At 67.8% G+C, this 23,543-nt stretch carries 20 protein-coding genes and 1 pseudogene; 10 read left to right on the forward strand and 11 right to left on the reverse strand.

The window, feature by feature from the left end; genetic code table 11:
* Positions 1–5: 5 nt before the first annotated feature.
* Genes IPK85_22450 through IPK85_22460 form a run of 3 tightly spaced genes read right to left on the reverse strand, consistent with a single transcriptional unit; the run spans position 6 to position 2,902 of the window.
* Positions 6–1,490, reverse strand: a complete 1,485-nt coding sequence (locus tag IPK85_22450; protein MBK8250125.1) for a hypothetical protein — start codon at positions 1,488–1,490, stop codon at positions 6–8.
* Positions 1,426–2,112 (reverse strand): hypothetical protein, encoded by a 687-nt coding sequence (locus IPK85_22455; GenBank protein ID MBK8250126.1) that lies wholly within the window; start codon positions 2,110–2,112, stop codon positions 1,426–1,428. Before IPK85_22455 ends, IPK85_22450 begins: the two co-directional genes overlap by 65 nt.
* Entirely contained in the window at positions 2,015–2,902 is an 888-nt protein-coding gene (locus tag IPK85_22460; protein MBK8250127.1) for a hypothetical protein, read from the reverse strand. The genes IPK85_22455 and IPK85_22460 overlap by 98 nt, the downstream gene beginning before the upstream one ends.
* Before the next feature lie 254 nt (positions 2,903–3,156).
* On the opposite strand from IPK85_22460, the gene IPK85_22465 reads away from it, so the two are divergent.
* On the forward strand, positions 3,157–3,450 hold the full coding sequence (locus IPK85_22465; protein ID MBK8250128.1) for a Uma2 family endonuclease: 294 nt from the start codon (positions 3,157–3,159) through the stop codon (positions 3,448–3,450).
* A complete protein-coding gene (locus IPK85_22470) occupies positions 3,335–3,712 on the forward strand; it encodes a Uma2 family endonuclease (GenBank protein ID MBK8250129.1) in 378 nt (125 codons plus the stop codon). The genes IPK85_22465 and IPK85_22470 overlap by 116 nt, the downstream gene beginning before the upstream one ends.
* Before the next feature lie 21 nt (positions 3,713–3,733).
* Here IPK85_22470 and IPK85_22475 read toward each other — a convergent pair whose 3' ends face one another.
* The 4 genes and pseudogenes from IPK85_22475 to IPK85_22490 form a co-directional block, all read right to left on the reverse strand.
* Complete coding sequence (locus tag IPK85_22475; GenBank protein ID MBK8250130.1) at positions 3,734–4,705, reverse strand: ankyrin repeat domain-containing protein; 972 nt, start codon at positions 4,703–4,705, stop codon at positions 3,734–3,736.
* Positions 4,702–5,682, reverse strand: coding sequence for a hypothetical protein (locus IPK85_22480; protein ID MBK8250131.1), 981 nt, complete (start codon positions 5,680–5,682; stop codon positions 4,702–4,704). Before IPK85_22480 ends, IPK85_22475 begins: the two co-directional genes overlap by 4 nt.
* Before the next feature lie 136 nt (positions 5,683–5,818).
* Positions 5,819–6,401 (reverse strand): annotated as a pseudogene (locus IPK85_22485) (hypothetical protein).
* Positions 6,402–6,524: 123 nt separating this feature from the next.
* Positions 6,525–7,109, reverse strand: a complete 585-nt coding sequence (locus tag IPK85_22490; protein ID MBK8250132.1) for an ASCH domain-containing protein — start codon at positions 7,107–7,109, stop codon at positions 6,525–6,527.
* A 387-nt stretch (positions 7,110–7,496) separates the two neighbouring features.
* Here IPK85_22490 and IPK85_22495 point away from each other — a divergent pair, with 387 nt between their 5' ends.
* Positions 7,497–8,372 carry an alpha/beta fold hydrolase gene (locus IPK85_22495; GenBank protein ID MBK8250133.1) on the forward strand — a complete coding sequence of 292 codons (876 nt, stop codon included), beginning with the start codon at positions 7,497–7,499 and terminating at the stop codon, positions 8,370–8,372.
* A 48-nt stretch (positions 8,373–8,420) separates the two neighbouring features.
* A complete protein-coding gene (locus IPK85_22500) occupies positions 8,421–9,488 on the forward strand; it encodes a hypothetical protein (GenBank protein MBK8250134.1) in 1,068 nt (355 codons plus the stop codon).
* Between the two features lie 116 nt (positions 9,489–9,604).
* Here the strand turns inward: IPK85_22500 and IPK85_22505 are convergent, their stop codons facing one another.
* Positions 9,605–10,528: an alpha/beta fold hydrolase gene (locus IPK85_22505; protein ID MBK8250135.1), complete on the reverse strand. Its 924-nt coding sequence runs from the start codon at positions 10,526–10,528 to the stop codon at positions 9,605–9,607.
* Between the two features lie 124 nt (positions 10,529–10,652).
* On the opposite strand from IPK85_22505, the gene IPK85_22510 reads away from it, so the two are divergent.
* Entirely contained in the window at positions 10,653–11,129 is a 477-nt protein-coding gene (locus IPK85_22510; protein ID MBK8250136.1) for a hypothetical protein, read from the forward strand.
* A gap of 81 nt (positions 11,130–11,210) precedes the next feature.
* Here the strand turns inward: IPK85_22510 and IPK85_22515 are convergent, their stop codons facing one another.
* Together IPK85_22515 and IPK85_22520 are read right to left on the reverse strand one after the other, a co-directional pair.
* Positions 11,211–12,104, reverse strand: a complete 894-nt coding sequence (locus IPK85_22515) for a hypothetical protein (protein MBK8250137.1) — start codon at positions 12,102–12,104, stop codon at positions 11,211–11,213.
* A 272-nt stretch (positions 12,105–12,376) separates the two neighbouring features.
* A complete protein-coding gene (locus tag IPK85_22520; GenBank protein MBK8250138.1) occupies positions 12,377–14,923 on the reverse strand; it encodes a hypothetical protein in 2,547 nt (848 codons plus the stop codon).
* Between the two features lie 184 nt (positions 14,924–15,107).
* Here IPK85_22520 and IPK85_22525 point away from each other — a divergent pair, with 184 nt between their 5' ends.
* The 4 genes from IPK85_22525 (at position 15,108) to IPK85_22540 (ending at position 20,926) form a co-directional block, all read left to right on the forward strand.
* Complete coding sequence (locus IPK85_22525; protein ID MBK8250139.1) at positions 15,108–17,462, forward strand: hypothetical protein; 2,355 nt, start codon at positions 15,108–15,110, stop codon at positions 17,460–17,462.
* On the forward strand, positions 17,459–18,814 hold the full coding sequence (locus IPK85_22530) for a hypothetical protein (protein ID MBK8250140.1): 1,356 nt from the start codon (positions 17,459–17,461) through the stop codon (positions 18,812–18,814). The genes IPK85_22525 and IPK85_22530 overlap by 4 nt, the downstream gene beginning before the upstream one ends.
* Before the next feature lie 63 nt (positions 18,815–18,877).
* On the forward strand, positions 18,878–19,417 hold the full coding sequence (locus IPK85_22535) for a hypothetical protein (protein MBK8250141.1): 540 nt from the start codon (positions 18,878–18,880) through the stop codon (positions 19,415–19,417).
* Positions 19,418–19,447: 30 nt separating this feature from the next.
* Positions 19,448–20,926: an aminopeptidase P family protein gene (locus IPK85_22540; protein ID MBK8250142.1), complete on the forward strand. Its 1,479-nt coding sequence runs from the start codon at positions 19,448–19,450 to the stop codon at positions 20,924–20,926.
* A gap of 16 nt (positions 20,927–20,942) precedes the next feature.
* Here IPK85_22540 and IPK85_22545 read toward each other — a convergent pair whose 3' ends face one another.
* Complete coding sequence (locus tag IPK85_22545) at positions 20,943–21,890, reverse strand: SDR family oxidoreductase (protein ID MBK8250143.1); 948 nt, start codon at positions 21,888–21,890, stop codon at positions 20,943–20,945.
* 237 nt (positions 21,891–22,127) lie between these two features.
* On the opposite strand from IPK85_22545, the gene IPK85_22550 reads away from it, so the two are divergent.
* Positions 22,128–23,471, forward strand: coding sequence for a carboxypeptidase regulatory-like domain-containing protein (locus IPK85_22550; protein ID MBK8250144.1), 1,344 nt, complete (start codon positions 22,128–22,130; stop codon positions 23,469–23,471).
* Positions 23,472–23,543: the final 72 nt, after the last annotated feature.

The raw sequence follows: 23,543 nt of genomic DNA on the forward strand, positions 1-23,543 counted from the left end.
TTGCGCTACCCCTCCGGCGACACCACGCGCACGGTCGTCGCGGCTCGCAGGAGCCGCACCCCGTCCTGCTGGGTGACCACGATCTCCACGTCGGCGCCGAGCGCGCCGTTGATCGGGAGCTCCCTGGTGAAGGTGCCGTCGCGACGGATCTCGAGGCGATCGACCACGAGGACCCCGTCCACCAGCAGCTGCGCCACACCGCCGGCCGGCGGCGCTGCGAATGCGCTGCCAACGATCCGGACAGTGGTTCCGCGCGCCACGGTGCCGTTGGTCGACACCCCAACGACCTGCAGCGTCGGTATCGCGCGATCGGGAAGGGCGACGAGGTCGCGGTCGCCGATCACGAGGACGCGAATCCTTCCTCCCTCCACGCCGATGGCCCGCAGCCGCCCGGTCCGCGGCATGGCGCGCGCCACGGCGGCGACCGGGCTCCGCCATTCTCCAAGGCCGTAGGTGTTCGCCACCCGCGCGGGGCGTTCACGCCCGGCGGTATCCACCGGGACGAGGATACCGCTCGAAATCGCCACCGAGGTGATCGTGTCGCCCACGGTCGTCGTGCCGGTGAACCAGCCGCCGCGCACGGTGAGGAACTCGCAGGTGGGGCACGCATCACCCAACGAACGGAAGGGGCGCCGGGCACCGGTCACCGCGTCGAGGACCAGGGTGGAATCGATGCGCACCGGCCGGTCGGGCGGGAAGAACGCGCAGCGTCCATCGGTGGCGCGCCGCGTCACCTTGAGCTGCCAAAGCCCGCGACCGTACGAGGAGACCCACGGCCGACCCGTGCGTGGAAAATACACGGAGGTCGGGTAGGTCACGCGCTGCGACCCGCGGATGAAGCTCCAGGTGCCGCCGCCGTCGGTGGTGCGGATCAGTCCGCGTTGGTGGGTGCCGATGATGATGTGGCAGGAATCATAGGGATCGAAGGCGATGACACTGGCGAGGGGTTCGTCCGTCGAGCGGAAGATGAACTTGCCGTTGTCGGTCACGGCCGCCGTCAGGGCGGCATCGGGAGTCCAGCTCTGGCCGCCGTCGCGAGAGAACTTCATCTGGTTGTCGACGAGGTCCGGCGCGATCAGTCGGTTGGGATCGTTGGGGTCGCTGCCAAACACGGTGTAGAAAGCGAACATCGTCTTGAGCACTCCCATCCCGCCCACGCCGTTGTCGGCGCGCGCGATCTGCGCCGTGGTGGCAATGGATCGCACGCGCGTGAGCGCATACTGGAAACCGCCGTTAGGAAGAAACACATCCAATCGATGTCCCTGGAAGGCGGTCGGATTGGCGAGGGAGCCCGTGAACCGCGGCGGACCTCGTGGCTTGACGTTGAGCGCATAGGCCCGCGACCAGGCCGCGCCGGCCGACAAGGTCATCCAGTAGTCGATGCGTGAAGGCTGCGCGGAATCAATCGTGGACTGCAGGTACGCATCATTCACGATGAGGAACGGCGTGCCCTCGAACTCCAGGGCTGTCGGGCGAGGCGTCGCCATCATCCGGGTTGCGCCACCTCGCCTGTCCGGAAAGGTGCTCGCGCGACTGGAAGGTCCCACACGCGCCGCACGCCGCGCCGGTGAACAGCGACGCCTTGTGGTCGGTGGCCTGAGGCGAGATCCGGAGGAAGAAGCCTTCGCAGCAACGTGACCCCGGCCAGGTGGAGCCGCCGTCCGGCGAGGCCTTGATGTCGTTATCCTGCGTGCCGAAGTAGAGGTCGAGGTGGGGACTCCGCCCGTCGATCTCCTGGCCGAGCACTTCGGTGATCTGGAGCGCGTTGTACCCGCCCGTCCCGCCACCGGTAAACTTCCAGCTCTTCCCCTGGTCGGTAGTGCGGTGCAGGCCGCCATCGGTCGCGAGCAGGATGGGCAGGCGTCGGTCGATGTCGAACGCCACGTCGGCGGGATCGGCATGATCCACCTGCAGCTTCACGAACGGTGAAGGCACGGGACCGCTGGCGCTGTGGGTCAACACGCGACGAAACAGGTTGACGCCATTGCCGAGGTAGAGGTCGAAGGTGCGATCGTCACTGGAGACCGGGCGGGCGACGCGAATGAATGACTCGCGTCCCCCCTGGCTCGGTGCGTCCAGTTCGGTCCAGTTGGCGCCGCGATCGACCGACATCCAGAGCGCGCGACCACCGGGGCGGCCTGCGCATCGCGGCCGACGTGGAACCAGTGATCGGCGCTCCACGGTGAGACGGCGAACGCGTGCATGGCCCGTGGAAACCCGCCGAACGGCCCCGTGGCCGCGCGTTGCCAGGTCCGTTCCCGTCGAGGAAGAAGAGGCCGCGATTGCCGTCTGCGGCAGCGACGCCAGACGTGCGCGTGAGCACGCTGACGCTCCAGACGCGATGTTGGAGGGAGTCGCTCTTGAAGGTGGCCGCAGGGTCTAGCTGTTCATTGGTCCAGGTCACGCCGTTGTCGGTGCTCTTGGACAGTCCGCAGTCGGTGGCGACGTAGACCGTGCGCGTGAGCGGCAGGAAGGAGATGGCATAGGCGCTTGGCCGTGCGGGACAATTGCGGCTGGGTGGTGGCAGTGCCCCCGCGGGCTGCGTCCAGGAGGCGCCGCCGTCGGTGCTGCGCCAGATGCCACCGTCGTTCACCGCGCGAAAGCGCGAGCGTGTGGTGGCGATGAGGATTTCCGGACCTAACGCGGCAAAGGTGACATCATGAAGGAAGTGGCTCGGGAACCCCGGCACCTGCAACCAGCTGGCGCCGGCATCGAATGACCGGAAGAGCCCGCCGGTTTCCGAGGCGACGACGAGTCGTTGGTCGTCATCGGGCTTGACCGCGATGGCGACGGCGCGGCCGCCGGCGGCAAGGTTGGGCTGTCGGGAGACGACGTCACTCCGCGCGCAGGCCAGCGTTGTGAACAAGGCAAAGGCCACCAGGTGCTGGTGTCTGCGGCTCATGCGGGACTCCGGGTCGAAAGAATCTTCCTGCGGACCATAGCGGAAAGTCCGTGCCACACACGACAACATGGGTCGCCACGGTTGGGTCCGCTTGGGCGGTCACCGCTCCGTTGGCGATCACCTTAAGTTCGCCGCGCGAGCTGCCGCCGGAATGGGCTGATCAGCCCATCATGTCGCGCACGTACTGAGGCCGCAGCCGCGGGCTACCCTCGGCGTATGTTCGCTTGTCCGCCCACGCGTCGCCCCCACAGACTATGGCCATGCCTGCGCCCACGACCGAGTGGACCCTCGAGATGCTGCACGCCCTTCCCGACGATGGGAAGCGCTACGAGCTGGTCGACGGGGAACTGCTCGTGAGCCCGAGTCCGTCGGCCGCGCACCAGCGCGTCGTGCTCCAGCTCGCCCTGCTCCTCCCCCCGTGGGCGCGCCAATATGGGTTCGAGGTGTATCGCGCCGTTCGCCATCACCTTCTCACCGCGACGAGAACTCCAGCCAGACCTCTTCGTCGCTCCCTTGGTGGACGGCCAGCGTGCGCAAACGCCCGCTGAGTTTGCCCGACTCGTCCTTGCCGTCGAAGTACAATCGCCCTCGACGGCGCGGTACGACCGCGTGGTCAAGCGTCCGGTCTACCTGGATCAAGGCGTGGCCGAATACTGGATCGTGGATCCGGACAGCCGCACGGTGGAGCGATGGTCGCAGGGGCAGGAGCGGCCGGAGGTGCTCGATACGACATTGAGCTGGACGCCGCCGGCCACCCCGGCGACGCTCGACATTGACCTGGTCGAACTGTTCGGCCTCGCGCTCGACTGACCCCAGATGTGCAGGTGAGCGTCAGGTATGGGAGGGTAGGCTCTCCATCTCAGCTCGGCGGGGGTGCCGCTCCCCGCGCAGGAGCGTGATCACCTCGGCCGCCCCCTCCGCGTCGCTACCCGCCAGTTCACGCTCCACATAGTCGCGGAACGGCACCCCAACCGCCCCCTGCTGGTCCTGCCAGGGCGCGCCGCGCTGCAGCAACAGGGCCAACACCGGCCAATTCCTCGTTCGGGCGGCCAGGACCACGGCACTTGCGCCGTCGCGGTCACGCAGCTGCACGTTGGCGCCACGATCCAGCAGCAGCTGGAGCGCGTCGACGGAGACACCGGCGGCACCCGCCATGAAGAAGGCCGGCTCGCCGTCCTCGTCGGGAGCGTTCGGGTTGGCCCCCGCGTCCAGGAAGATCCGGACCAGCTCAACGCCGGAACGTGAGCTTGCACTGATCGCGAGTTGCAGTGGGGACTCGGACGCGACGAAGTTGGGGTCCGCCCCCGCAGCCAGGAGGGCGCGGATCACGTCGAGTTGGTCGGGGGTCGTGCGAAGCTGGCGCAAGGCGAGCACGAGGACGCTCGCGCCCGAGATCCCACGCGTATTCAGCTCGGCGCGGCGAGCGGCGGCCGCGACAGCCGCCGCGTCGTTGCGCGCGACGGCGTCCTCGATCTCGACCAGCGCGCCGCTCTTGTATTCGCGAATCTGCCCGGACGCATCGCGGTAACCGCTCAGCTCAAACCACGATGTGCCCATCGCCACCGCGATCACGATCACTGGTAGCGCGGCGACGCCGAGGGCGAGCGCGCGGGCCCCGGCGGACTGCATGTTGAGGAAGACCCACACGGCGCCGAGCAAGAGCGTCCCGGGGATTATGACCGGGATGACAATCGCCGCGAGCGGGTTGGAGCGTGACGGGCCGGCGGCGGCGAGCCCAAGGAGCCCGCCGATCACGATGGCGACCACGTCAATGGCGACAAACAACCAGAAGAGAATCTTCATGCGACTCCCGTGACGTCGTCACGCCCGCGATGCGCGCCGGGCGTCGGTTCCCAATGACGGCGGAGCCAAAACGCGGCGATGATGGCACAGAGTCCCAGAACCCCGGCGGCCGGAAGCACGAGGGCATCGAGCCCGGGCACCGGCGCGCGGCCGCGGACCCAGATGCGCAGCCGAGCGAAGAGAATGATCATGGACGTGGCAACCACCATCCCCCAGATCAACACACCGTATCGTGTGGCGCGCGAGGGGCCGACGTAGCCTGCGGGGCCGGGTTGCAGCAGGCGCAGGATGAGGCGCCACGCCGTTTCCTCGGGCACGGTGTCCGGGGCCACGTTGCGCGTGACCTCGGTGTGAAAGAACTCCCGCAGGAAGGCGAGGAACTTCCGTTCGTCGCGATACTCGTTGGCGGTGTTCCAGTCGCCGTAGTCCGCGCGCGACCATCGGCCGTTGGTGTAGGTGATGGTCGTGCCTCCTTCCTTATGCGCCGTGCGAAAACAGGCCCCGGCACGCATGCGCCGCAGGACTTCCTGCTGCAGGTCGTGCACGGTCACCAGGTGCGCCTCGGCTTTCCGCGCCGCCTGCACGATGGCCTGATACTGCGCATTGTTTGGTTCGCTCGACGCCCCCGGCTCGGCGGCTTCCCAATCCCGCGCCCAGAAGCTCATCCAGGACGCGAGCTGCCGCTGCAGCTCTGCCACGGGCGTGGGCTGTGCGGATGGGTCGGTCAGCGTCGCGGTGAGTACATACGCGTGGCCGGCCGACAGCGCCGCCTCAAAGCGGAGCAGGAAGCCGTAACGCAGGGTGCCGAATTTCATCGTGGCCTGCAGCGTGTACTGCGGGGCACCGGGCACGGGGGTGAACAGCACCATGAGATCGCGTTCCAGCTGCCACTGGATCTCCTGGGGTGGCCGGCGATCGCGAAAAGGGGGGGGCTGCGGGGCGGTGGGAGGGCCCGGGCTGGGGGAGGGTCCGGTCATCGGGGGGGCAACGATGGGGGCGGGATCTTACCCGTTCATGGCACGAATGGGAACGCCGATCCGCTCGTCGGGTAGGGCCGCGGGGAAGGGGTCGTCCGACCGACTCCGGACCGCCGCGTCGGCGTCGCGTTCGCGACTACGGCTCGGCACCCCAGGGTGCGGGGGGCGCGGCGACGGTGCGGGTCAGGTCGAAGACCGCGCGAAATCGGCGGTCCGTTCCCTCGCGGCGCAGTGCATAGCTGAACCGTTCACCCGGAACGAGTTCGATGGTCCAGACATTCGCGGCAGCTGCGGGGATGAGCTGCGCAGTGAAGGCGTCGGCAGCAAACGCCTGCTGCTGCGGTGTGCCGGCGTCCCGCGTGTCGCCGCCGTATTGGGTGACGGAGTCCGCCGCGCCGTCCTCATGCCGGTGGTCGTGCGTGAGCCGCAGTCCGGTGGCGCTCCGTGTTATCACCCAGGTGCGGGAGCGATTCTCGCCGATGTGGAAGGGAATGCGAACCGAGTCGGGCGAGCACGACCGCACGTGCATCACCAGCCGCGCGTTAGACATGGCGGTGTCAGGCGGCACCGATTCGTCCACGCGCCCTTCGTAGGCGTTGCCGCACAAGGGTGGCGAGCTGGTCCCAGAAGGCATGTGCGGGCGGCGTTTCCGCCGGTGCGCTGTCGCGTGCGGCGCAGGCCGCGAAGGCGAAACAGGTCGAAGCGAGGAGCAAGCGCACGTGAGGGAGGCAAGGGAAGGAGCGAAGTTGGGCGGCGGCGGTGGCCGGCGCCAGCTCCTTGCGGTTCGACCACGGATGACGGGCGCCCGAGCGAAAGCCGCACCCCGCGAAAGGTCTCGCGCGTCAGCGCGCGGACGACGACGTGAGCAGTGCCTCGCCGCGGGGCGACAGTCGATACCCCACCTCCAGGCTCTCCGTGAGGCCGAGTGCCTTGAGCTTGCGGATCTGGGCCTTGAGCCAGAGACGTTCGAAGCCAAGTTGGTCGGCGAGGTCTCCCGAGTACATGCCCGGGTTCGCGCGGATCAACTCGAGCGTTGGGCGGACCCACGGACCGTGCCGCGAACTGGCGTCGAGCCGCGCGAGCTTGGCCTGGAGGGTGGTGCGTTCGTCATCCGTGAGGTCCGCCTGTGCCCGCAGCGCGATCCGGGGGTCCGCGCCGGCGAAGGCGAGGGACACGCGATAGACCTGCCCTTCGTCCTTGGCCGCGAGGTGGGCGCGTAGCTCGTCCAGCGAGCCGTAACCGGCCGCCATGGCGTCATCGCGGGTGATCGTCGCGAGCGCGACGACGTCGACCGCGCAAATGGACAACACACCAACAGCAGTCGTGAGGGTGCCGCCGGCCTTGACCGTGGGGCGCTTCCACCGGCGGAACTGCAAGGTCACGCGACCCTCGCGGATGGCGTCGAGTTGTGGGCGTCGGATCAACATGGGAACGCAAGGGAGGGGTGGCGAACGGTACCGGTACGCGCGGGAACACTACGTCGTCGTTGGCGTCCGGGGCCATCCCCGGCGTGCGCTCAAAGGCGTTCGGGGCCATCCCCGGCGTGCGCTCAAATGCCAGCCTCTGCGGCGAGCGCCAAGGGTTGCCGGCTTGCACTGGATGCCTTGGGGCGGGCGGCGCTGCGGTGCCGGCGTTCGCTGGTGGACACAAAGCGTCACGCGGGGCGCACGCGTACCGGATCGGTGACGCAAACGGCGCGCGTTTCGTGACGCAGTCGTCGGTGCCGCGCGACGCGCCGACGCCATGATCCTGACGTGGCCGTCTGATAGCCTTCACCGGGGGTACCCGTCCTCTCAATCGCCAGCATCCTCCTGATGGTCGCCGCAGCCGTCGACACCGGCAGCGGAACTCGACGCATCGCCGTCACCCCGGGCGACTCCGTGTCGGTGGAGGTGTCAGGTGCCGGCGCCCCGATCGTCCTCCTGGCGGGGCCGGTGGGGGGCACTTACAGCTATCGGCATGTTGTCCCGGAGCTGGTGGCCGCCGGGTACCAGGTCGTGGCGATTGACCCGTTCGATCCTGCAAACGGGGGGCACACGCCACCAACGCTGGGGACCCTTGCTCATCGCTGGGGCGCCGCACTCACCGCGTTGGGGTTGCGGCAGGCGGTCATCGTCTCGCACTCGGTGTCGAACGCGATTGCGCTGCGGCTGGCGCTCGAGCATCCGGAGATGGTTCGGGGGATCGTCTCCATGGAAGGGGGAGCCGCCGAGCACGTCGGGCAACACGGGACGCGAACCGCGGCCGCAATTGCGCACCTGGTCAAGCTGCCGGGTGGTGGCCGGCTCGTACGACACAAGATTCGTGGGGCGCTTCGCGAACGATCGGCGCAACACGCGTGGATCACTGAGGAGGTCGTGCGCGCCTATGCCGCACCCTACCTGCGGGACCCATCACGCGTCGCCTCACTGATGCGATCCCTGGGAGACACGCGAGACGACACCCCACTCGGCCCGCGTCTCGCGGCGCTCCGGATTCCGATCCTCCTCCTGATGGGCGACACGCCGCACCCGTCGCGCCCCGGAGATGACGAACGCGCCATGATCGTGGCCGCCATCCCGCACCTCCAGGTGGAGACCCTGGCGGCGGCTGGCCACTTTCTCCATGAGGAGCAACCCGCGCGAGTGGTGCAGTGGGTGTTGCGCCGCGCGCGCAGCGCCCAGGTGCTGGCCAACTCGCCGCCGGAGTAGCTCGCCCAGGCGCTCGCCATCGGGCCGCGCGCGACGCACCTTGATGGAATGCCCGCCCTGTGGATCATCCGGCGAACGTCGGGAACACGCTTCCCCTTCCATGTGAAGGTCGAGGAGGATGGCCGAACGCTCCTGGCCGTTCGCGCGGCGTCACCGTGGCCCGGTCCGGGCCAGCAGGTGTTTTGTCTTCGCGATGATGGGAGCGACGTCGCGGATCTGCTCGACGTGGTCGAACAGGTTCCCATTCTCCAGGTCACGCGGCTCGGCCGCAAGCTCGCTGTGGTGCTGGATCGGCCGCTCCGCAAGCGTTGCGAATTCCTGTTCATCGACAAGCCGTACAAGGACCGGCCGGGATCGTACGAGCAGGTGTTCTTTCGCACCGAGTCGGGGATTCGGTCGCATCGGTCGCGGTCGCGTCTTGAGGTCCGGCCTGACGCTGATGCGCCCCTGACGGTGATTGTGGACACCGCGGAACGATATCCGTGGCGGTTTCCCGCTGCGACGGTGTTGCGGCGCAAGTTGGCCGCCGGTGACTACGCCTTGCTTGCGGCCGACCAGGTCGTCGCAACGGTTGAGCGCAAGAGTTTCGACAACCTGCTCGCTGACCTCGGCGCAATGCAGGCCCTGCACCACGCCCTCGCGCATCTGGCGCGACAGGCGCATGCGGCGCTGGTGGTCGAGGCGCAATACGCCGACTTTCTCGACGAGAAACGGCTCACCGGTCGATGGCCGCCGTCGTTCACGGCGCGCGCCCTCGCCGAGTTGCAGGTGATGCACCCGACGTTAAGTGTCGTGTACGCCGGGAATCGTGCCCTCGCCAACCAATGGACGCATCGCTTCTTTCAGGGCTGCCTGGCGCGGCGCGATAGTGCGCAACTGGAGTTGGCGGGCCCGTCGTCGGCGGTGTGGGAGCGGCCCGTGCCACTCGATGACCAGGTGCGGGCGATGATCCTCGGGCGCGAGCGGTTCACACTTGCCGAAGTGGTCGCCGCGGTGAGTGGTGCGGAACTCGCGCGGGTCCGGCGCGTGGCCCAGGAGTTGGTGCGTGAGGGCCGGGTGGTGAGTCCGGGACGCGGGCGCCGGGGCGAGTGGGTGGTTGTCAGGACGCCGGGGTAAAGGCGGCGTCTCGCCTCGATGTGTGGTGCCAACGACTGCGCGCGCATCGACGGCACCGTGAAAATCGAGAAGTATGATTTAGGATTTCAAGGTGGCTCCCCTCAGCGGAATGGCGACTACGCGCTCTCGGCCTCGCGGGCATCCTGGCTCGCACCGGCCCGTTCGACGCCGAGGTGTCGCGCGAAGAATGCCGGAACCGTCGCCAGGTACTCCGCTGACCGCCCGCTGAACGAGGAGAGGTGCCCGCGGGTTGGGGTGATCCACAGCGCGGCACCACTCGCCGCGGCCAGCTGCTCGGCGTGGGCCACGGGGACCATCGGGTCCTCGACCGCATGGATGACCAGGACCGGACGGCCGTTAAGCTTCGACGCATCTTCGGCCATCGGGTGCGCGAGCTGTTCGCCGGTGAGCAGGTTGCCCAGGGCCATGGCAGCCGGGCGAACGATGCCCGGCAAGCGGGTGAAGCGTCGGAAGCGCAACCGCATCAGGTCGCCGAAGTCGACGAAGGCCGAGTCGGTGACGATGGCCCCGATCGCAGGTTCCGCCGCCGCCGCCCCGATGACGCTCACGCCACCCATCGAGCCACCTAGCAGTCCGATGCAGCTGGCGACATACCCGCGGGCGAGGAGAAAGTCCACGGCGCCGAGCACGTCGTTGCGTTCACGCCGACCAAAGGTGACGCGGGCGTCGCCGCTCTCGCCGTGGCCGCGCAGGTCGAGCATGAGCACGCTCAGCCCCGAGGCGAGGAAGGCGTCGGCCAGCGGGAAGGTCGGGCCGCGCAGCTCGTCGCCGCGACAGGCGTTCCGCCCATGGACCAGGACCACCGCACCCCGCGCCTCATGGGCCGGGCGGTACCATGCAGTCAGGGGGAGGGCATCGGCCCGGGAGGGGAAGTTCACCCGCTCGAACAGCTGGCCGAGGGGCTGGACCGGGATTCGGCGTTCGGCGCGGGTGAACAGGTGCGCGACCACGAGGGCCGTCACTCCATAGACGAGGGCCAGGGCGGTCACGACGGCCAGGGTGATAGCGACACCACTCATTTCCCGAACTCCGAAGGGGTACACACCCTTCTCGGAATTCCGGGGACGCCGGGTGACACGGGTGGGGGACTGTCCGGATGGCGCCTGGAGGTACTAACCTCCCGCCATCCCCACGGCGAGGCCGATGAAGCTCCTTCCGATCACCGCGACCGTGCTGGTCCTCGCCTGCCGCGCGTCCGCTCCGCCGCCGGAAGTCGTTGCGGAGCCGGAGGTTACGCCCGTACGTGTTGCCCCGCCGGATACGGTCGTGAGTTGCGCGGAGTGGGTGCAGCGCGCGCTGGCGAACCCGGACATCGATGTCACCCGCGTGGCGGAGCCCAAGGCATATGAGCCGCCCCCGATCCCGCGACGCGTCCCGAACTCGGTCTACGACAAGTCGGGCAAGGCGGAGATCAGCATCACGGTGCTGGTCGACACCCTGGGGAAGGCCGATATGGCGTCGTTCACGGTGGTGAAGACGACGAGTCCGCGGCTGACCACGAGCGTGCGCGCGGCGGTGGCGAAGTGGGTGTTCACGCCGGCCGAGGTGATGGGGTGCAAGGTGCCGCGTCGCTACAAGTGGAGTGCGACGGCGATGCGTCCGAAGCGCACGACGGCCTGATTCGGCGGGTGCATGCCATGTCGAGGGCGGCCGTCGGGCCCGGACGTTCCACGCGGGGGCGGGTTGGGATGGGCCACTCCGCTAGCACCGCACGCGCAACACCGCCCCAGGCTCCAACGCCGTCCACTGGTCACCGATCACGGCTTCCACGCGCTCCCGCAGGCGATTGCCATCGATCCCACGGATGCGTTTCCACGACTTCTCGGGCGAGCGAAAGAACTCTTCCCAGTGACCGATGAGGACATGGCCCGGCTTCACCAGGGAGAGCAGCGTATCCGGATAGGCATCTGCGCGATCGTAGTTCCCCGCGGAGACAATCGCCGCCGTGCCGCGCGCAGGCGCCTCGCGACGCCAGACCTCGTTGGTCCGCGCGACCACTCGCGATGACGCCGCGGCGTCACCAATGATGAAGCGACAGGCCGGCGCCCCATCGTCTCCCATGAAGTCCAACGTGTACCCATGCACGCGGCCCGTCTTCCACCCGGCGGCCGTTCGCGGAAGGCGGTTGAGCGGGGTGAGTACATCACCCGGCGCCCATGTCATGCCCGGGAAATTGCGCGCGTGTTGCCAGGCAAACGGCTTGAAGCGCCACGGGCCACTCGTCACCCACGTACCGAGGCGGGTGGAATCGTACGCGGCCAGGTGCTCGACCGAGTCGAGCCGCGTGCGGAGGGCGGGATCCCCATGCAAGAGGTTCACCACGGTCCGGCTGCCATAAAAGCGCGCTGCCGGCATTCGCGTGGCCAGGGGAGGCACGTCCAGCAGGTGATCGTAGTGGCCATGACCCACGAGCACCTCCCGCACGCGACGCAGTCGATCCAGCGAAGCGGCTGGCATCGCCGCGAGGCGTCGCGTGATGCGGGCAGTGTCCGGCTTCGTACCACGGAAGAAATCCCAGAACAACACCCGGCCGATGGACGGATGTCGAAACGCCGGGGGAGTCACCACAAGGTGCGTCGTGTCGCGCCAGCCCATGAACAGGTAACCGGCCACGCCTAACGCAATCACATCCACCGAGTCACGGCAGGGCCGCTGCGCGCACAGGTCGACGTATTTCACGCCTGGGGCGACCACCGGGCGCAACTCGGAGGCATCGCCGGGGGTGAGGTAGCGGCAGGACGCGAGGAGCAATAGCAGCGCGGAACGCCACCCTGGCACCAGGGACGCCAGACCCCGGACCGTCACTTGCGGTCGCTCGCCCGCGCGAGGAACACCGTCACGCGCGGCCGACGCGCGCGGGAGCGACGTCATGCGCGCGCACTGGTGATCAGGCGATCCAGTTCCTCACCGATCGTGCCGGCGGTGGCATCCCAATACCGCGTATGGGCCCCACTCCCGATGCACATCTCGCGACGCACTCCTTGACGATCCTCAGACACCACTCCCGGCGTGTACGTCATCGCGCCGTGTACCTTCGGGTCTCGCCAGATCTCCCGGCCGACATAGTCTCCCGATCGGTAGGCATTCACCCACCGCCAAAGCCCGAAGTGATGTGGGTGCGGTGCGACGTCGTCGTCGAGCTGCGGACCGGCACTGGCCTCCCCGGCGAGCCGCAATGCCCCATGGCGCTGGGAGTCGCCCCAGCTGCGGACCGAGTTCATCCACTCGAACAACATGGGGAACGCCCGGGCATAGACCTGGCGCAGGGGACTGCCCATGGTGAACAACGACAGCTGCCGGTGCTCCTCCCGGTCAGTTGGTCCGGCAATGAGCGGCCGGAGGTCGGCGTTGGCCTCACGTTCCATGCGGAGAAATCCCAGCAGGTCCACGGTGATCGCCGTGCCTTGCGAGTGGGCGATGATCACCACGCGATCATACGGCCGCCCGTGTTCGTCCCGCCATGCATTGAGGTACCGCAGCGTCGACGCGTACCGCTCGACAATGCGTGCGCGTGGCGTCTGCGTGTGCGGCTCGTCGCGCATGTAGTTGTCCACGTCCAGCGCGGTGTCCACGACAGGGCCAATCCGGCCGCGAAAGGCCAACAAGCCGACGCCAAAACCGCCGAGCAGACCTCCGGACCACGCAATCCACGTCGCGCCGCGTTCGTGCAGCCACTCGAGGGGAACGTCCAGCGAGGCCAACGCACCCGTGAACTCGTGCACCCAGTGCAGGAGCGAGAAGAGCGGATGCACCCCGTAACCCACGATGAACAGCCAGACGGCCGTGGTGGCGACGACGCGAAGTCCGGCGCCGAGGTCGCGGCCCATGCGCGTGGCAGCGTCGGCCGTGTCCTGCGACGACGGCGCCAACTCCGACCGCAGTGACGGGAAGAGGATGATCGCCGCGGTCAACAAGGCGGCCACCATCGCGAGGAGCATCACGGCGTATCCCGCGCCCGCGGAGCCTTCCAGCAGCTGCGCGAGATAATACGCCAGTCGGCTCCCGTTCGGCGGGGTGTCAAGCTGGTGCATCCACGGGAGCGGCAGTCGGAACCAGGCGAGATCGAGGTCGCGCAGGAACGGCCCCGAGGTGGCGAGGATCCCGGACCACAACACATAGGTGAAGACCAGCACGGTACAGGTGGCGATGCCTAACGTTGCTGCGGCGGTCCAGTGCGTGAGGCGCAGGCGACGGCGCACCGCGCGGTCCGTCACCTGTCGCCGGGACCAGAGTCCGATGAGTGCGGCGACGGAGCCACACAGGTACATCACGTACCAGGTGCCCACGGTCAGCCCGGTCTCCGTGACGAAGACCTCAAGGGCACGGGCGAGGACCTCGTCCGGTGAGCGCGAGGGGAGCAACCACGCCGTGGTCCCCACGAACACGGCCGCGGCGCCCACCTGTCCGATCCGTTTCACTCCCGGTCGCACCTGGTCGTAGCGCCCGAAGATGGCGCACACCAGGGTGCACATGATCACGGTCCAGGTGAGCGAGATGGCAAGGTCCACCGACGTGGGGCTCCACGTGCGAATCGCTGGGGTGACAACATATGAGACCACAATCGGCACGATCGCGGCGACCCAGGCCCAGCGAAGGGAGAGCCACGGTGGCGCCGTCGCTCGCCCCCGGCGGAGCAAGAACCACAACCCCAGAAAGGTCGCCGCGCCCGCGAGCAGGGACATCGAGAGCACCTTCACCTCCCGCGGCAGCTCCACGAGCAGCAGGGTCAGCGCGGTTCCCAGCATCAGCAGCCAGGTCAGCGGGACCAGCACGGTGAACAGGAAGACGGTGAAGGCGTGAGCCCGCCAGTAGGCCCCCCACCCGGGCACGTCCTTGAACTGGAGCGCGGCGTGGTCGACGGCGACCTTGCCGAGGTTCGCGGCGTCGAATAGCAGCTGGTAAATGGTGCCTAACAAGTGCAACGATCCCTCGCCCAGTCGCGACAGGTCTTCCCAGTAGACCTCATACAGGTGGACGCGGCTTGTGGCCGGATCGGCCGCCGTGCCGCGGAGCCCTTCGACCCGGGTGGTGACGTAGGGATCCTCCGAGCTTTCATAGGCCGCGAGCTGCGCGCGCATGAACTCGTAGTCGGTCGCGAAATGGCCCGCGTGTCGCGTCCCGCCGCTCAGCTCGCGCACAAACGCATCGGAGCGCGCGTGCCACCACGGCCGGTCCGGCGTCGGATCCTCATCGCGCTCCTTCACTCCCACCTTGCGCACCGGCACCTGGAGCGGGACCTCGCGGAAGCCGGTGAAGCGAGCTGAGCCGTCGGCGTGTCGCAGCCGCAACAGCAGCCCGGCAATCGCCCGCACCGAGTCGCCCGGCTTTTGCTGGCCAATCCCATGCACGGCGACGACGGCGATGCGCTCGCCGCCATCGCCGATGTGCTCCCCGTTGCCGTTGTCAGACGCCACGCATCACCCTCCTCACCCGGTACTCCCCAAAAGGCAGCCCGCCAACAGACTCTGCAAGGGCAATCGCATTTGCAAAGACGGGGCCGTTGGCCGCATCCGTCCGGCCGGAGCTATCGTGGAGCGAACCTTGCACCAACGCGCATCGGGTGGGAGCATTGAGGAGAACCTCAGGGAGGAGGACGGGATGGCACGCACTGCACCGAAGCGCCGTCGCGCAGCGCAGCCGAAAGCTCGCGTGGCACGCCCCAAGGCACCCCCTCGCGACCCGGATGGCGTGTTCCTGGTGGTCCCGGGACGCCCACAGCCGATTCCGCTCACGCTGCCCGATACGCCCTCGGCCATCGAGGAGTTGGCGATGCGCTGGTCGTACAGCCTGCGCAACCGCGAACGGTGGGTCTCGCGCTCGGATCTCCTGGAGAGTCACCGGCGGGAGATCAAGGACGTCGCACGCTTCGTCGGGTTGGTGGGCGACGTCCTCACCGCGGTCGCCAGCGCGGACCTCATCGAGGTGTCGATTCCTTACCGCAGCGAAGAGCAAGACTGGGCGCTGCGGATCATGCCGTGGGAATACCTCATCGCCACGGCCACGCGTGACTTGCGGCGCGGCAGCCTCACGGTCGTCAGGCACCTGCGGACCGACCGCGCCCTGGGCAAGCTGTCACCGCCGCGTGGCTGGTGGCAGATCGAGAGCGTGACCAATGGGTTGCGTGACGAATACGACTTCACGGCCGAGCGGGAGCTGGTGCGTCAGGCGGCCAAGGTGGCAGGCGCGGAATTGGCCCCGCGATTGCGCGATCCGTCGCGCGAGACGCTGCTCCGATTCCTCGGCGATATCCAAACCAACGATGTGCTGCATGTCACCGGTTTTGATTCCCACCAGGGATTGCAGCTCCTCGATTCACCCGATGCGGAGCGTGTGTCCGACGGGCTGCTCGTGCGCGACGGCAAGGCGGTGGTCCCCTCCTGGGAGGCCGCCCAGGCGTTGACGCGCGGCAAGCGCCGTCCGCGCCTGGTAGGGCTCAACATCTACTACTCGGCCGCGCGAACGGCGGCGGCGTGTGTCGCGCTGGGGGCCGAGGCCGCGATTGGGTTCCAGGATTCCTTTGACGACGCGCTCGCGGAACTGTTCTACGCGACGTTCTATCGGGCCTGGCAGCTCTCGGACTACAACACGGTCGCCGCCTTTCGCCACGCCTGGCAATTCGTGAAGGGGCAGCAGCGGTCCCTGCACGGAAGCGGCGTGGTGTTGTGGAGCGCCCGATCGATCCGCGAGACGTTGCCGGGCTATTGGACTGCGGGGGAGACCTGGGACGCCGAGCGGATCGATACCCAATGGAGCGCGCAGCTGGCACAGGCGAAGGCGAAGCTGACGCCCGAGACGATCGGGGCCCATGTGGCCGTGGACGTGATGCCCCTGAAGGAGTTGAATTACTCGATCCTGCATAACGACGGATCGCTTTTCGAGAAGTTCACGATTCGCAAGATCGGGCATGATGTGGGGCGCGTGACCAACCTCCACGTGAATGTCCAGCTGCATGTGGGCACGGACGCCTACCCGTTCCGACTGTCGCTCGAACTGGGCGAGCGCGAGCCGCAGGTCGACTTGCACGATCGGATCCGGGTCTCGTTGGCCACGGCGCTCACCCGCGCCTTGCGCGAGAGTGTGCGCACGACCCTGTATGTCGATGTCTCCTGGGGGGATCATGCCCTCAAGCGGGAGACCTACCCCATCACGTTGCTCCCGATTGACGAGTGGGTGGACACCGATGCCAATCGCATCTGGCTGCCGTCGTTTGTGCAACCACGTGATCCGGCCGTGCTGCGGGTGATCGATCGCGCGCAGCGGTACCTGATGGCGATCAGCGACGACCCCACGATGGGGTTCAGCGGGTACCAGGCCATCGACACCGACCTGCCGGCGGACGCGACGCCGGCGCAGCGGTGCCGGTACGTAGACGCCCAGGTGCGGGCCATTTGGTCGGCGCTGCTCTACGAATTGCCGCTGGCGTACATCAATCCGCCCCCCGTCTTCAGTGATTACTCGCAGCGGCTGCGTCTGCCAAGCGATGTCGTGGATGGGGGACGTGGCACGTGCATCGACCTGGCACTGCTGTTGGCCAGTTGCCTGGAGTACGTCGAGATCTACCCGGTGGTGTTCCTGCTGCAGGACCATGCGTTCCCCGGGTATTGGCGGGACGAGGGATACTATCAGGACTTTGTCGACGCGTTTGTCTCGGCCGGGGTGGCCGACGGGAATGCCGCTACGCAGCGCGCCGGACAGCGGCACAGCTGGTACCTGGAGCGCGCGCACTTCAGTGAGCTGCTCGCGGAGGTGCATGCCGGCCGGCTCGTGCCGCTGGAGACCGTGGGGCTGACCGAGCGCATCGGCTACGAAGCGGCGGTCGCGGGGGGTACGGGGAACCTCACGTCACGCCGGCGGTTTCAGGCGATGTTGGATGTGATTAGTGCCCGATGGGACGAGAAGAACCGCGTGACGCCGTTGCCGGTGCTCCGCGGGACACGGGAGGACGGACGATGAGCTCGAGGCCGGAGGTGGAGGCGCTGCGCGCCATGTTGCGCGATCCCGTGGTGCAGGAAGCCGCGCGGGTGTCGGGGGTGTATGCGTCGAGTTATGAGGGGAACGACGACCCAGCGCCCATGATTGCCCAGCGGCGGCGGGCGCGGCGGTCGATGGGGGCCGATCCGGTGGGGGTGGCGTCGTTGATGGTGGACGACGAGGGCGTGCTGTTCTGGACCCTCGATGGTGCCTCGCGGCCGCCTGGCGGGCGGCGTCGTATGCGCCGCGGTGTGCCCGAGGGACAGGACGGTGAGGTGCTGGAGCTGTACCACTACGACAAGCTGGACCCGAACGAGGTCAATGACCTGCTGATCCGCAAGGACCAGGAGTTGACGCCGCAACAGGGACTCTGGCGACTGGGGTTGCACGGCGCGGGGGCGTCACAGCAGGTGGTGCGCGACGCGGCCGTGCAGGAGGTGAAGGGGAAGAAGAAGCGCCTTCTGTTCATCCACGGGACGTTCAGCAAGAGTGAAGCGTTCTTCGCCGGGATGGAGCAGGCGGCCGAGGGGCCGAAAGCGATCAAGAAGTTGTTTGACCGGTATGACGAGGTGCTCGCGTTCGATCACCCCACCTTGTCGGCAAGCCCCGTGATGAATGCGTTTGACCTCGCGCGGTTGCTGGCGAAGGCGGATGGTCCCCTGGACATCATCACGCATAGTCGCGGCGGGGTGGTGACGCGTTGGCTGCTGGAGGGATACGGGTTGAACGGGACGGGGCCGTACCGGGCGATGGTCGTGGGGTCGCCACTGGCGGGCACGTCATTGGCGTCGCCGCCGCGGCTTAAGGGAGCGCTGGACGTGTTCTCGAACATCGGGACCGCGCTCAAGTTGGCCGGTGGGTTGTCGGTGATGTTCGCGCCGTTCCTGATCGTCCCGCTGGCGCTGGTGCGCATTGCGTCGTCGGTGGTCAGTGTGGCGTCCAAGACCCCGCTGGTGGACGCGGCGGTGTCGATGATCCCCGGGTTGCATGGGCAGAGTCGCGTGGCCAACCATCCGGAGCTGATGCGGCTGCGCGCGGTCAAGCTGGCGAAGCCGCCGCAGTACTTTGTGGTGCAGTCCAACTTCGAGACCGAGAGTCCCGGGTGGAAGTTCTGGAAGTACTTCCGGAAGGACAAACTCGCTGATACCGGCGCGGACCTGATCTTCGATGGGCCGAACGACCTCGTGGTGGACACGGCGTCGATGTCGGACCTGGCGGGGCGGGTGTTACCGAAGGCGGACGTGTTGGACTATGGGACGAACGACGAGGTGCATCACACCAACTACTTTGCCCAGCCGAAGACGCTGGAGTTCATGCTGGATCGGCTGAAGTAGGGCGTGGGGCACCACGGCGCGTCGCCGGGGTATTGGTCCACGCGACACACACGGGGTCCTTGAATGAGTGCAGGACAAGAGTGGTTCGACGTCCGAGGCTTCACCGTCTGCGTGGAAAACAGCCGCGCCGATATCCAGACGCACGACGTCCTGGAGCGGCTCGACGACGCGTTGTCGCTCATTGAACAGACGCAACCGTGGCGGTTTCGACACCTGCAGCGGGACCTGCGTGGCTTCCTCGTCACGCGCTACGCCTGCCGCGGGGCGTACTTCCCGGACCAGCGCATCTGCATGACCGAGTTGACCTTCCTCAACCGGCGCGACATCACGGCGGCCCCGGTGGCGTCGTCCATTGTGCATGAGGGGATCCACGCGCGCGTCGACGTGATGGGGGTCCGCCGCGAGGGACGCGACCGCGCGCGTGAGGAACGTTTGTGCCGTCGTGCCGAGCTGGACTTCGGGATGGCGTTGGGCCCCGACCTGGGGACGCCGGTGGTGGAGCGGGCCCTGGCGTCGCTGGCGATGACGGATGAGGAGGTCGCGCCCGTGGTGGATTGGCGCGAGGCGCAGCAACGGGTGGACGAGCTGGACCGCGGGGAGTGATCTTGGGGACTGGTCCCCAAGGAGTGTCCCGTGCACCGCGTGCTCACCTCGATTCCGTTCGTCGCGTGTCTGCTCGGTGCCCACCTGTGGCCCGCCTCCGCGCCCGCCCAGAGCGACGTCGCTTTCCCCCCGGCAGCGTACGCCGCGCGACGGACAACACTGTCGCAGCGACTCCCCGGGACCGTCATCGCCCTGTCGGGCGCGTACCTCATCAACCTCGGCGATCACCTGCCTCGTCAGGAGCCGGACTTCTGGTACCTCACCGGCGTGGAGTCACCGTACGCGATCCTGCTGATGGTGCCGCGTCCGAACGGAGGGCACCAGGCCCAGTTGTACCTCCCCGATTCGCTCCAGTTTGCCGGCGGCCAGTTTCCCATGGACGAACCCCGATTTCGGAGTGCGGTCTGGAATCGCCCTCGACGTCGGCTGGCTCCCGGTGCCCGTGCCGTACAGGCCACCGGCATGGATGCGGTGAAGTCCCTCGCGGAGTTCGCCGATGACTTCCGTCAGGCGACGCGCACGGCCGGGCGTGTTGCCGTTCCCGTTGGTGACACGCTGTACGCGCCACCAGGGGTCGCGCCGGCGTTAAGCTTCGACGGGCAGTTCGCACAGTCCCTGCGCGTGCTCGGCGCGGGCGCGACGTTCAGTGACCTGCGGCCCCATGTCGAGCGGCTGCGCCTCGTGAAGGACCGGTACGAGATCGATGCCCTGCGTCAGGCGGCGCTGATCAGCGGCAAGGGGATGTTGGCCGGGCTGCGTGCCCTCCGGCCGGGGATGAACGATCGCGAACTGGCTGGCGTGATGGAGTATCACTGGAAGAAGGAAGGGTCACCCCGCGCGGCATTTCCGCCCATTGTGTCGTCCGGCGAAAACTCGCTCACCTTCTTCTCGTTGCTCCGCGAGAACTACAACGCCGTCGATCGCGTGATGAAACGCGGGGACATGGTCTTTGTGGACTACGGGGCCGCCGAGTGGATGACGTATGCGACCGACATCTGCCGGACGTGGCCGGTGAGTGGGCGGTTCACGGCAGAGCAGCGGAAGTACTATGACATCGTGCTCGAGGCCCAGGAGGCGGCGATTGCCGCGGTGCGTCCCGGGGTGATGATGATCGACGTCATCAAGGCGGCGGCGCGGGTGTTCCAGCGGCACGGCCTGGAGGCGAACGAGGACATCGCGCGGATGGGAGTCGACAAGGTGTGGGGGATCATGCCGTCGCCGACGCACTACCTGACGCGCGATGCCGGGATCGTACGCTACAACTCGTTTGGGCGCGGGGTGCGCGACCTCGGGCACCATATCGGCCTGGAGGTGCAGGATTCGCGAGACTATTCGATGCCCCTCGAACCCGGGATGGTCTTCACGATCGAGCCGAAGATCTACATCCCCGATCGCAATATCGCGATCATGATCGAGGACATGATTCTCGTGACCCCCACGGGCCACGAGAACCTGTCGGCGTCGGTGCCGAAGCGGGCCGCGGAGATCGAGCGGATCATGCGCCGCTGAGGGGCCGCCTCGCGCGTTACGGCTGTTTGATCCGCGCCATCATCTCATCCAGCATCTTCACGAGAGAATCGCGCGGGATGCTGAACTGGTGGCCATGGTTGAGCTGTACCGTCTCCTCCATCGCCTTGCGCACCGTCACTAACGCCTGGTTCGCTGCCGGGACCACCATATAACGCCCCTGCGGCTTCGGGCTCGTGAACGCATGCAACGCCGCGCGCGCGACGGCGTCGGGCTCGGGGTAGTTGTGGTAGTTCCCCATAGCGCGCACCAAGTTTAGGCTCGGCTGCTCAAAGGGGGTCCCCTTCGCCCGGTCGGCGGCCGCCTGGATCGTCGCCATCGTGTTCAGACCGATGTCCGACTTGTAGTTGCCGGGTTCGATGAGGCTGGAGGTCACGCCGAGCGGCGCCATCTCCGCGCCTAACGCGTCGCTGAACGCCTCGATCGCGTGCTTGCTCATCGAGTACACGCCGAACAACGGACCGGACAGGATCCCGGAGATCGACGACACCGTCACGACGCGCCCCTTCGACGCGACCAGCATCGGGCCGAACGCCTTCGTCACCCGCCAGGGCCCCATGACGTTCACGTCCATGACCGACTGGAGCTCCTTTTCCTCGGTCAGGATCAGCGCGCCGCCGGTGGCGATGCCGGCGTTGTTCACCACGCCGTAGAGCCCGCGGCCGTCGCGTTCAATAGAAGCGACCGCGGCCGCGACCTCTGCAGGCGACGTCACGTCGAGCCGGATCCCCTTCATGTTCGCGATCTTCGAGAGTTCGGCGATGTCCTCCGCCTTCCTCGCCCCCGCGTACACATAGAACCCCTCGCTCGCCAGCAGCTCGGCGATCTTGCGGCCGATGCCGGAGCTGGCACCGGTCACCAGCACTGCCCGTTGCGGTGCCTGGGCAGGCAGGACGGAGGCGATCAGGACGAAGAGAAGGGTGAGCGGGCGGACGAGCATTCGCATCGGGGGTTGGGAGAAGGGACGCGCCAAGTAGCGCCTCGACCGACGCCAAACGCAAGGGCCGTGGGACCTGATGTCCAATTTGTGGTCCGGGCGTGGCATCCCGGCCATCGATTGAGCGTTCGCCGCGGCTGCCGGGGGTGCACGGGGGAGGGCAGGGGTCGGGGTGGATGGGAAACCCTGCCGCGGTGGTGGGGTAACAGCCGCGCGGTGTATCGTTCCCCCTCACCAACCGACACCGTGCGCCGACTTCTCCCGATCCTCGCAACCCTCCTGCTCGGCGCAGTGTCATCCGCCGCCCAGGGGCGGGTCGCCGGTACGGTCACCGACTCCACCCGCATGCGGCCGTTGGCTGGCGCCCGGGTCTACGCGATCCCCGCGGCGACGGGTGGCCGGCTGCAGGCAGTCACTGACAGTGCGGGCCGGTACCGCTTCGACAACCTCGCGCTCGGCACCTGGGTCCTCGACGTGCGCCATGAGCGTCGGGACTCCCTGGGGGTCGAGGTCCCGCTCGTTGCGGTCGAGCTACGTGAGCCCGGCGAGGTCAAGGCGGACCTCGGGCTGCCCAGCGTGAAGCAGCTGGTCACCACCCGTTGTGGCCTCGATGTCGAGGCCATCGGCGGTGGACTCATCACCGGGACGGTCCGGAGCGCTCGCGACGGCAGCCCGCTGGCGGAGGCGAGCGTGCTTGCCAGGTGGAAGACTTTCCTGGTGGAAGGTGGCAAGCTGCAGCGGGATAGCGGCCGCGCCGAGGTGCTGACGGGATCGCTGGGGCAGTATGTGTTTTGTGGCGTCCCGGCCGGGGCCGGGATCGCGATCACTGGCGTGCAGGGGGCCGATTCGAGCGGCACCCTCGATATCACGATGCCCGGCGACCGCGTGGTCGTCCGTGATCTTTACCTGGCACCACGCAACTGGCGGACGATCACCCTCCGTGACTCCGTGGGTGACGCGGCGAACGTGGCGGCGCTGGGCGGGAGCGCGCGCGTGGAAGGGCGGGTGGTCAACGATCGGGGGCAGCCGTTGGACGGTGCCCAGGTCAACCTCTCGATTGCCGGGCGCGCGGCGCGGACCGGGTCGAGCGGCGCGTTTGCGCTGGATTCCCTGCCTGAGGGCACCCATGTGCTGGACCTGCGCGCCATCGGGTATGCGCCGATTCGCGTTCCGGTGAACCTCGCGGCAGATGCTCCCGTCCGTGAGACCTTCGGGCTCACGCGAATCACGACGATCATGGACACGGTGAAGGTGACCGCCGTTCGCGTCTACTCCGGGGCACAGTTCGCGGGATTCGAGCGGCGTCAGCGGATGGGGACCGGCTGGTTCATGGGCGTCGAAGAGCTCGAGAAACATGCCTACACCTACCCCACCGACCTGGTGACGATGGCCCCCGGCGTCTTTGTGCGCGGGGTGGGACCGGACGCATTGATTCTGATGCGCGGCAACGGGGGCGACCTGTGCATCCCGACGATCTCGGTCGATGGGGTGCGCCACGTGGGGGACGCCATGGACCTGTTGGCGCTCGCACCCGATCAACCGTCTGGTCGGCGTCGAGGTGTACTCGCGGAACGCGATGATTCCCGTTGAGCTGCCGATGGCGATGAACTCGTGCGGGGTGATCGCCTTCTGGACGGGGAGTCGCGCGGCGCCGGGAGCGAA

It is taken from the genome of Gemmatimonadota bacterium, from assembly GCA_016712265.1.
Taxonomy (GTDB): domain Bacteria; phylum Gemmatimonadota; class Gemmatimonadetes; order Gemmatimonadales; family Gemmatimonadaceae; genus RBC101.

Coding starts and splice junctions, on each gene's coding strand:
- IPK85_22530 (MBK8250140.1), top strand. CDS start 17,459: ATGAGCTCGAGGCCGGAGGTGGAGGCGCTGCGCGCCATGTTGCGCGAT.
- IPK85_22455 (MBK8250126.1), bottom strand. CDS start 2,112: ATGTCGGTCGATCGCGGCGCCAACTGGACCGAACTGGACGCACCGAGC.
- IPK85_22535 (MBK8250141.1), top strand. CDS start 18,878: ATGAGTGCAGGACAAGAGTGGTTCGACGTCCGAGGCTTCACCGTCTGC.
- IPK85_22525 (MBK8250139.1), top strand. CDS start 15,108: ATGGCACGCACTGCACCGAAGCGCCGTCGCGCAGCGCAGCCGAAAGCT.
- IPK85_22470 (MBK8250129.1), top strand. CDS start 3,335: ATGGGTTCGAGGTGTATCGCGCCGTTCGCCATCACCTTCTCACCGCGA.
- IPK85_22450 (MBK8250125.1), bottom strand. CDS start 1,490: ATGATGGCGACGCCTCGCCCGACAGCCCTGGAGTTCGAGGGCACGCCG.
- IPK85_22460 (MBK8250127.1), bottom strand. CDS start 2,902: ATGAGCCGCAGACACCAGCACCTGGTGGCCTTTGCCTTGTTCACAACG.
- IPK85_22510 (MBK8250136.1), top strand. CDS start 10,653: ATGAAGCTCCTTCCGATCACCGCGACCGTGCTGGTCCTCGCCTGCCGC.
- IPK85_22515 (MBK8250137.1), bottom strand. CDS start 12,104: ATGGGCTGGCGCGACACGACGCACCTTGTGGTGACTCCCCCGGCGTTT.
- IPK85_22480 (MBK8250131.1), bottom strand. CDS start 5,682: ATGACCGGACCCTCCCCCAGCCCGGGCCCTCCCACCGCCCCGCAGCCC.
- IPK85_22500 (MBK8250134.1), top strand. CDS start 8,421: ATGCCCGCCCTGTGGATCATCCGGCGAACGTCGGGAACACGCTTCCCC.
- IPK85_22475 (MBK8250130.1), bottom strand. CDS start 4,705: ATGAAGATTCTCTTCTGGTTGTTTGTCGCCATTGACGTGGTCGCCATC.
- IPK85_22505 (MBK8250135.1), bottom strand. CDS start 10,528: ATGAGTGGTGTCGCTATCACCCTGGCCGTCGTGACCGCCCTGGCCCTC.
- IPK85_22465 (MBK8250128.1), top strand. CDS start 3,157: ATGGCCATGCCTGCGCCCACGACCGAGTGGACCCTCGAGATGCTGCAC.
- IPK85_22545 (MBK8250143.1), bottom strand. CDS start 21,890: ATGCGAATGCTCGTCCGCCCGCTCACCCTTCTCTTCGTCCTGATCGCC.
- IPK85_22490 (MBK8250132.1), bottom strand. CDS start 7,109: ATGTTGATCCGACGCCCACAACTCGACGCCATCCGCGAGGGTCGCGTG.
- IPK85_22495 (MBK8250133.1), top strand. CDS start 7,497: ATGGTCGCCGCAGCCGTCGACACCGGCAGCGGAACTCGACGCATCGCC.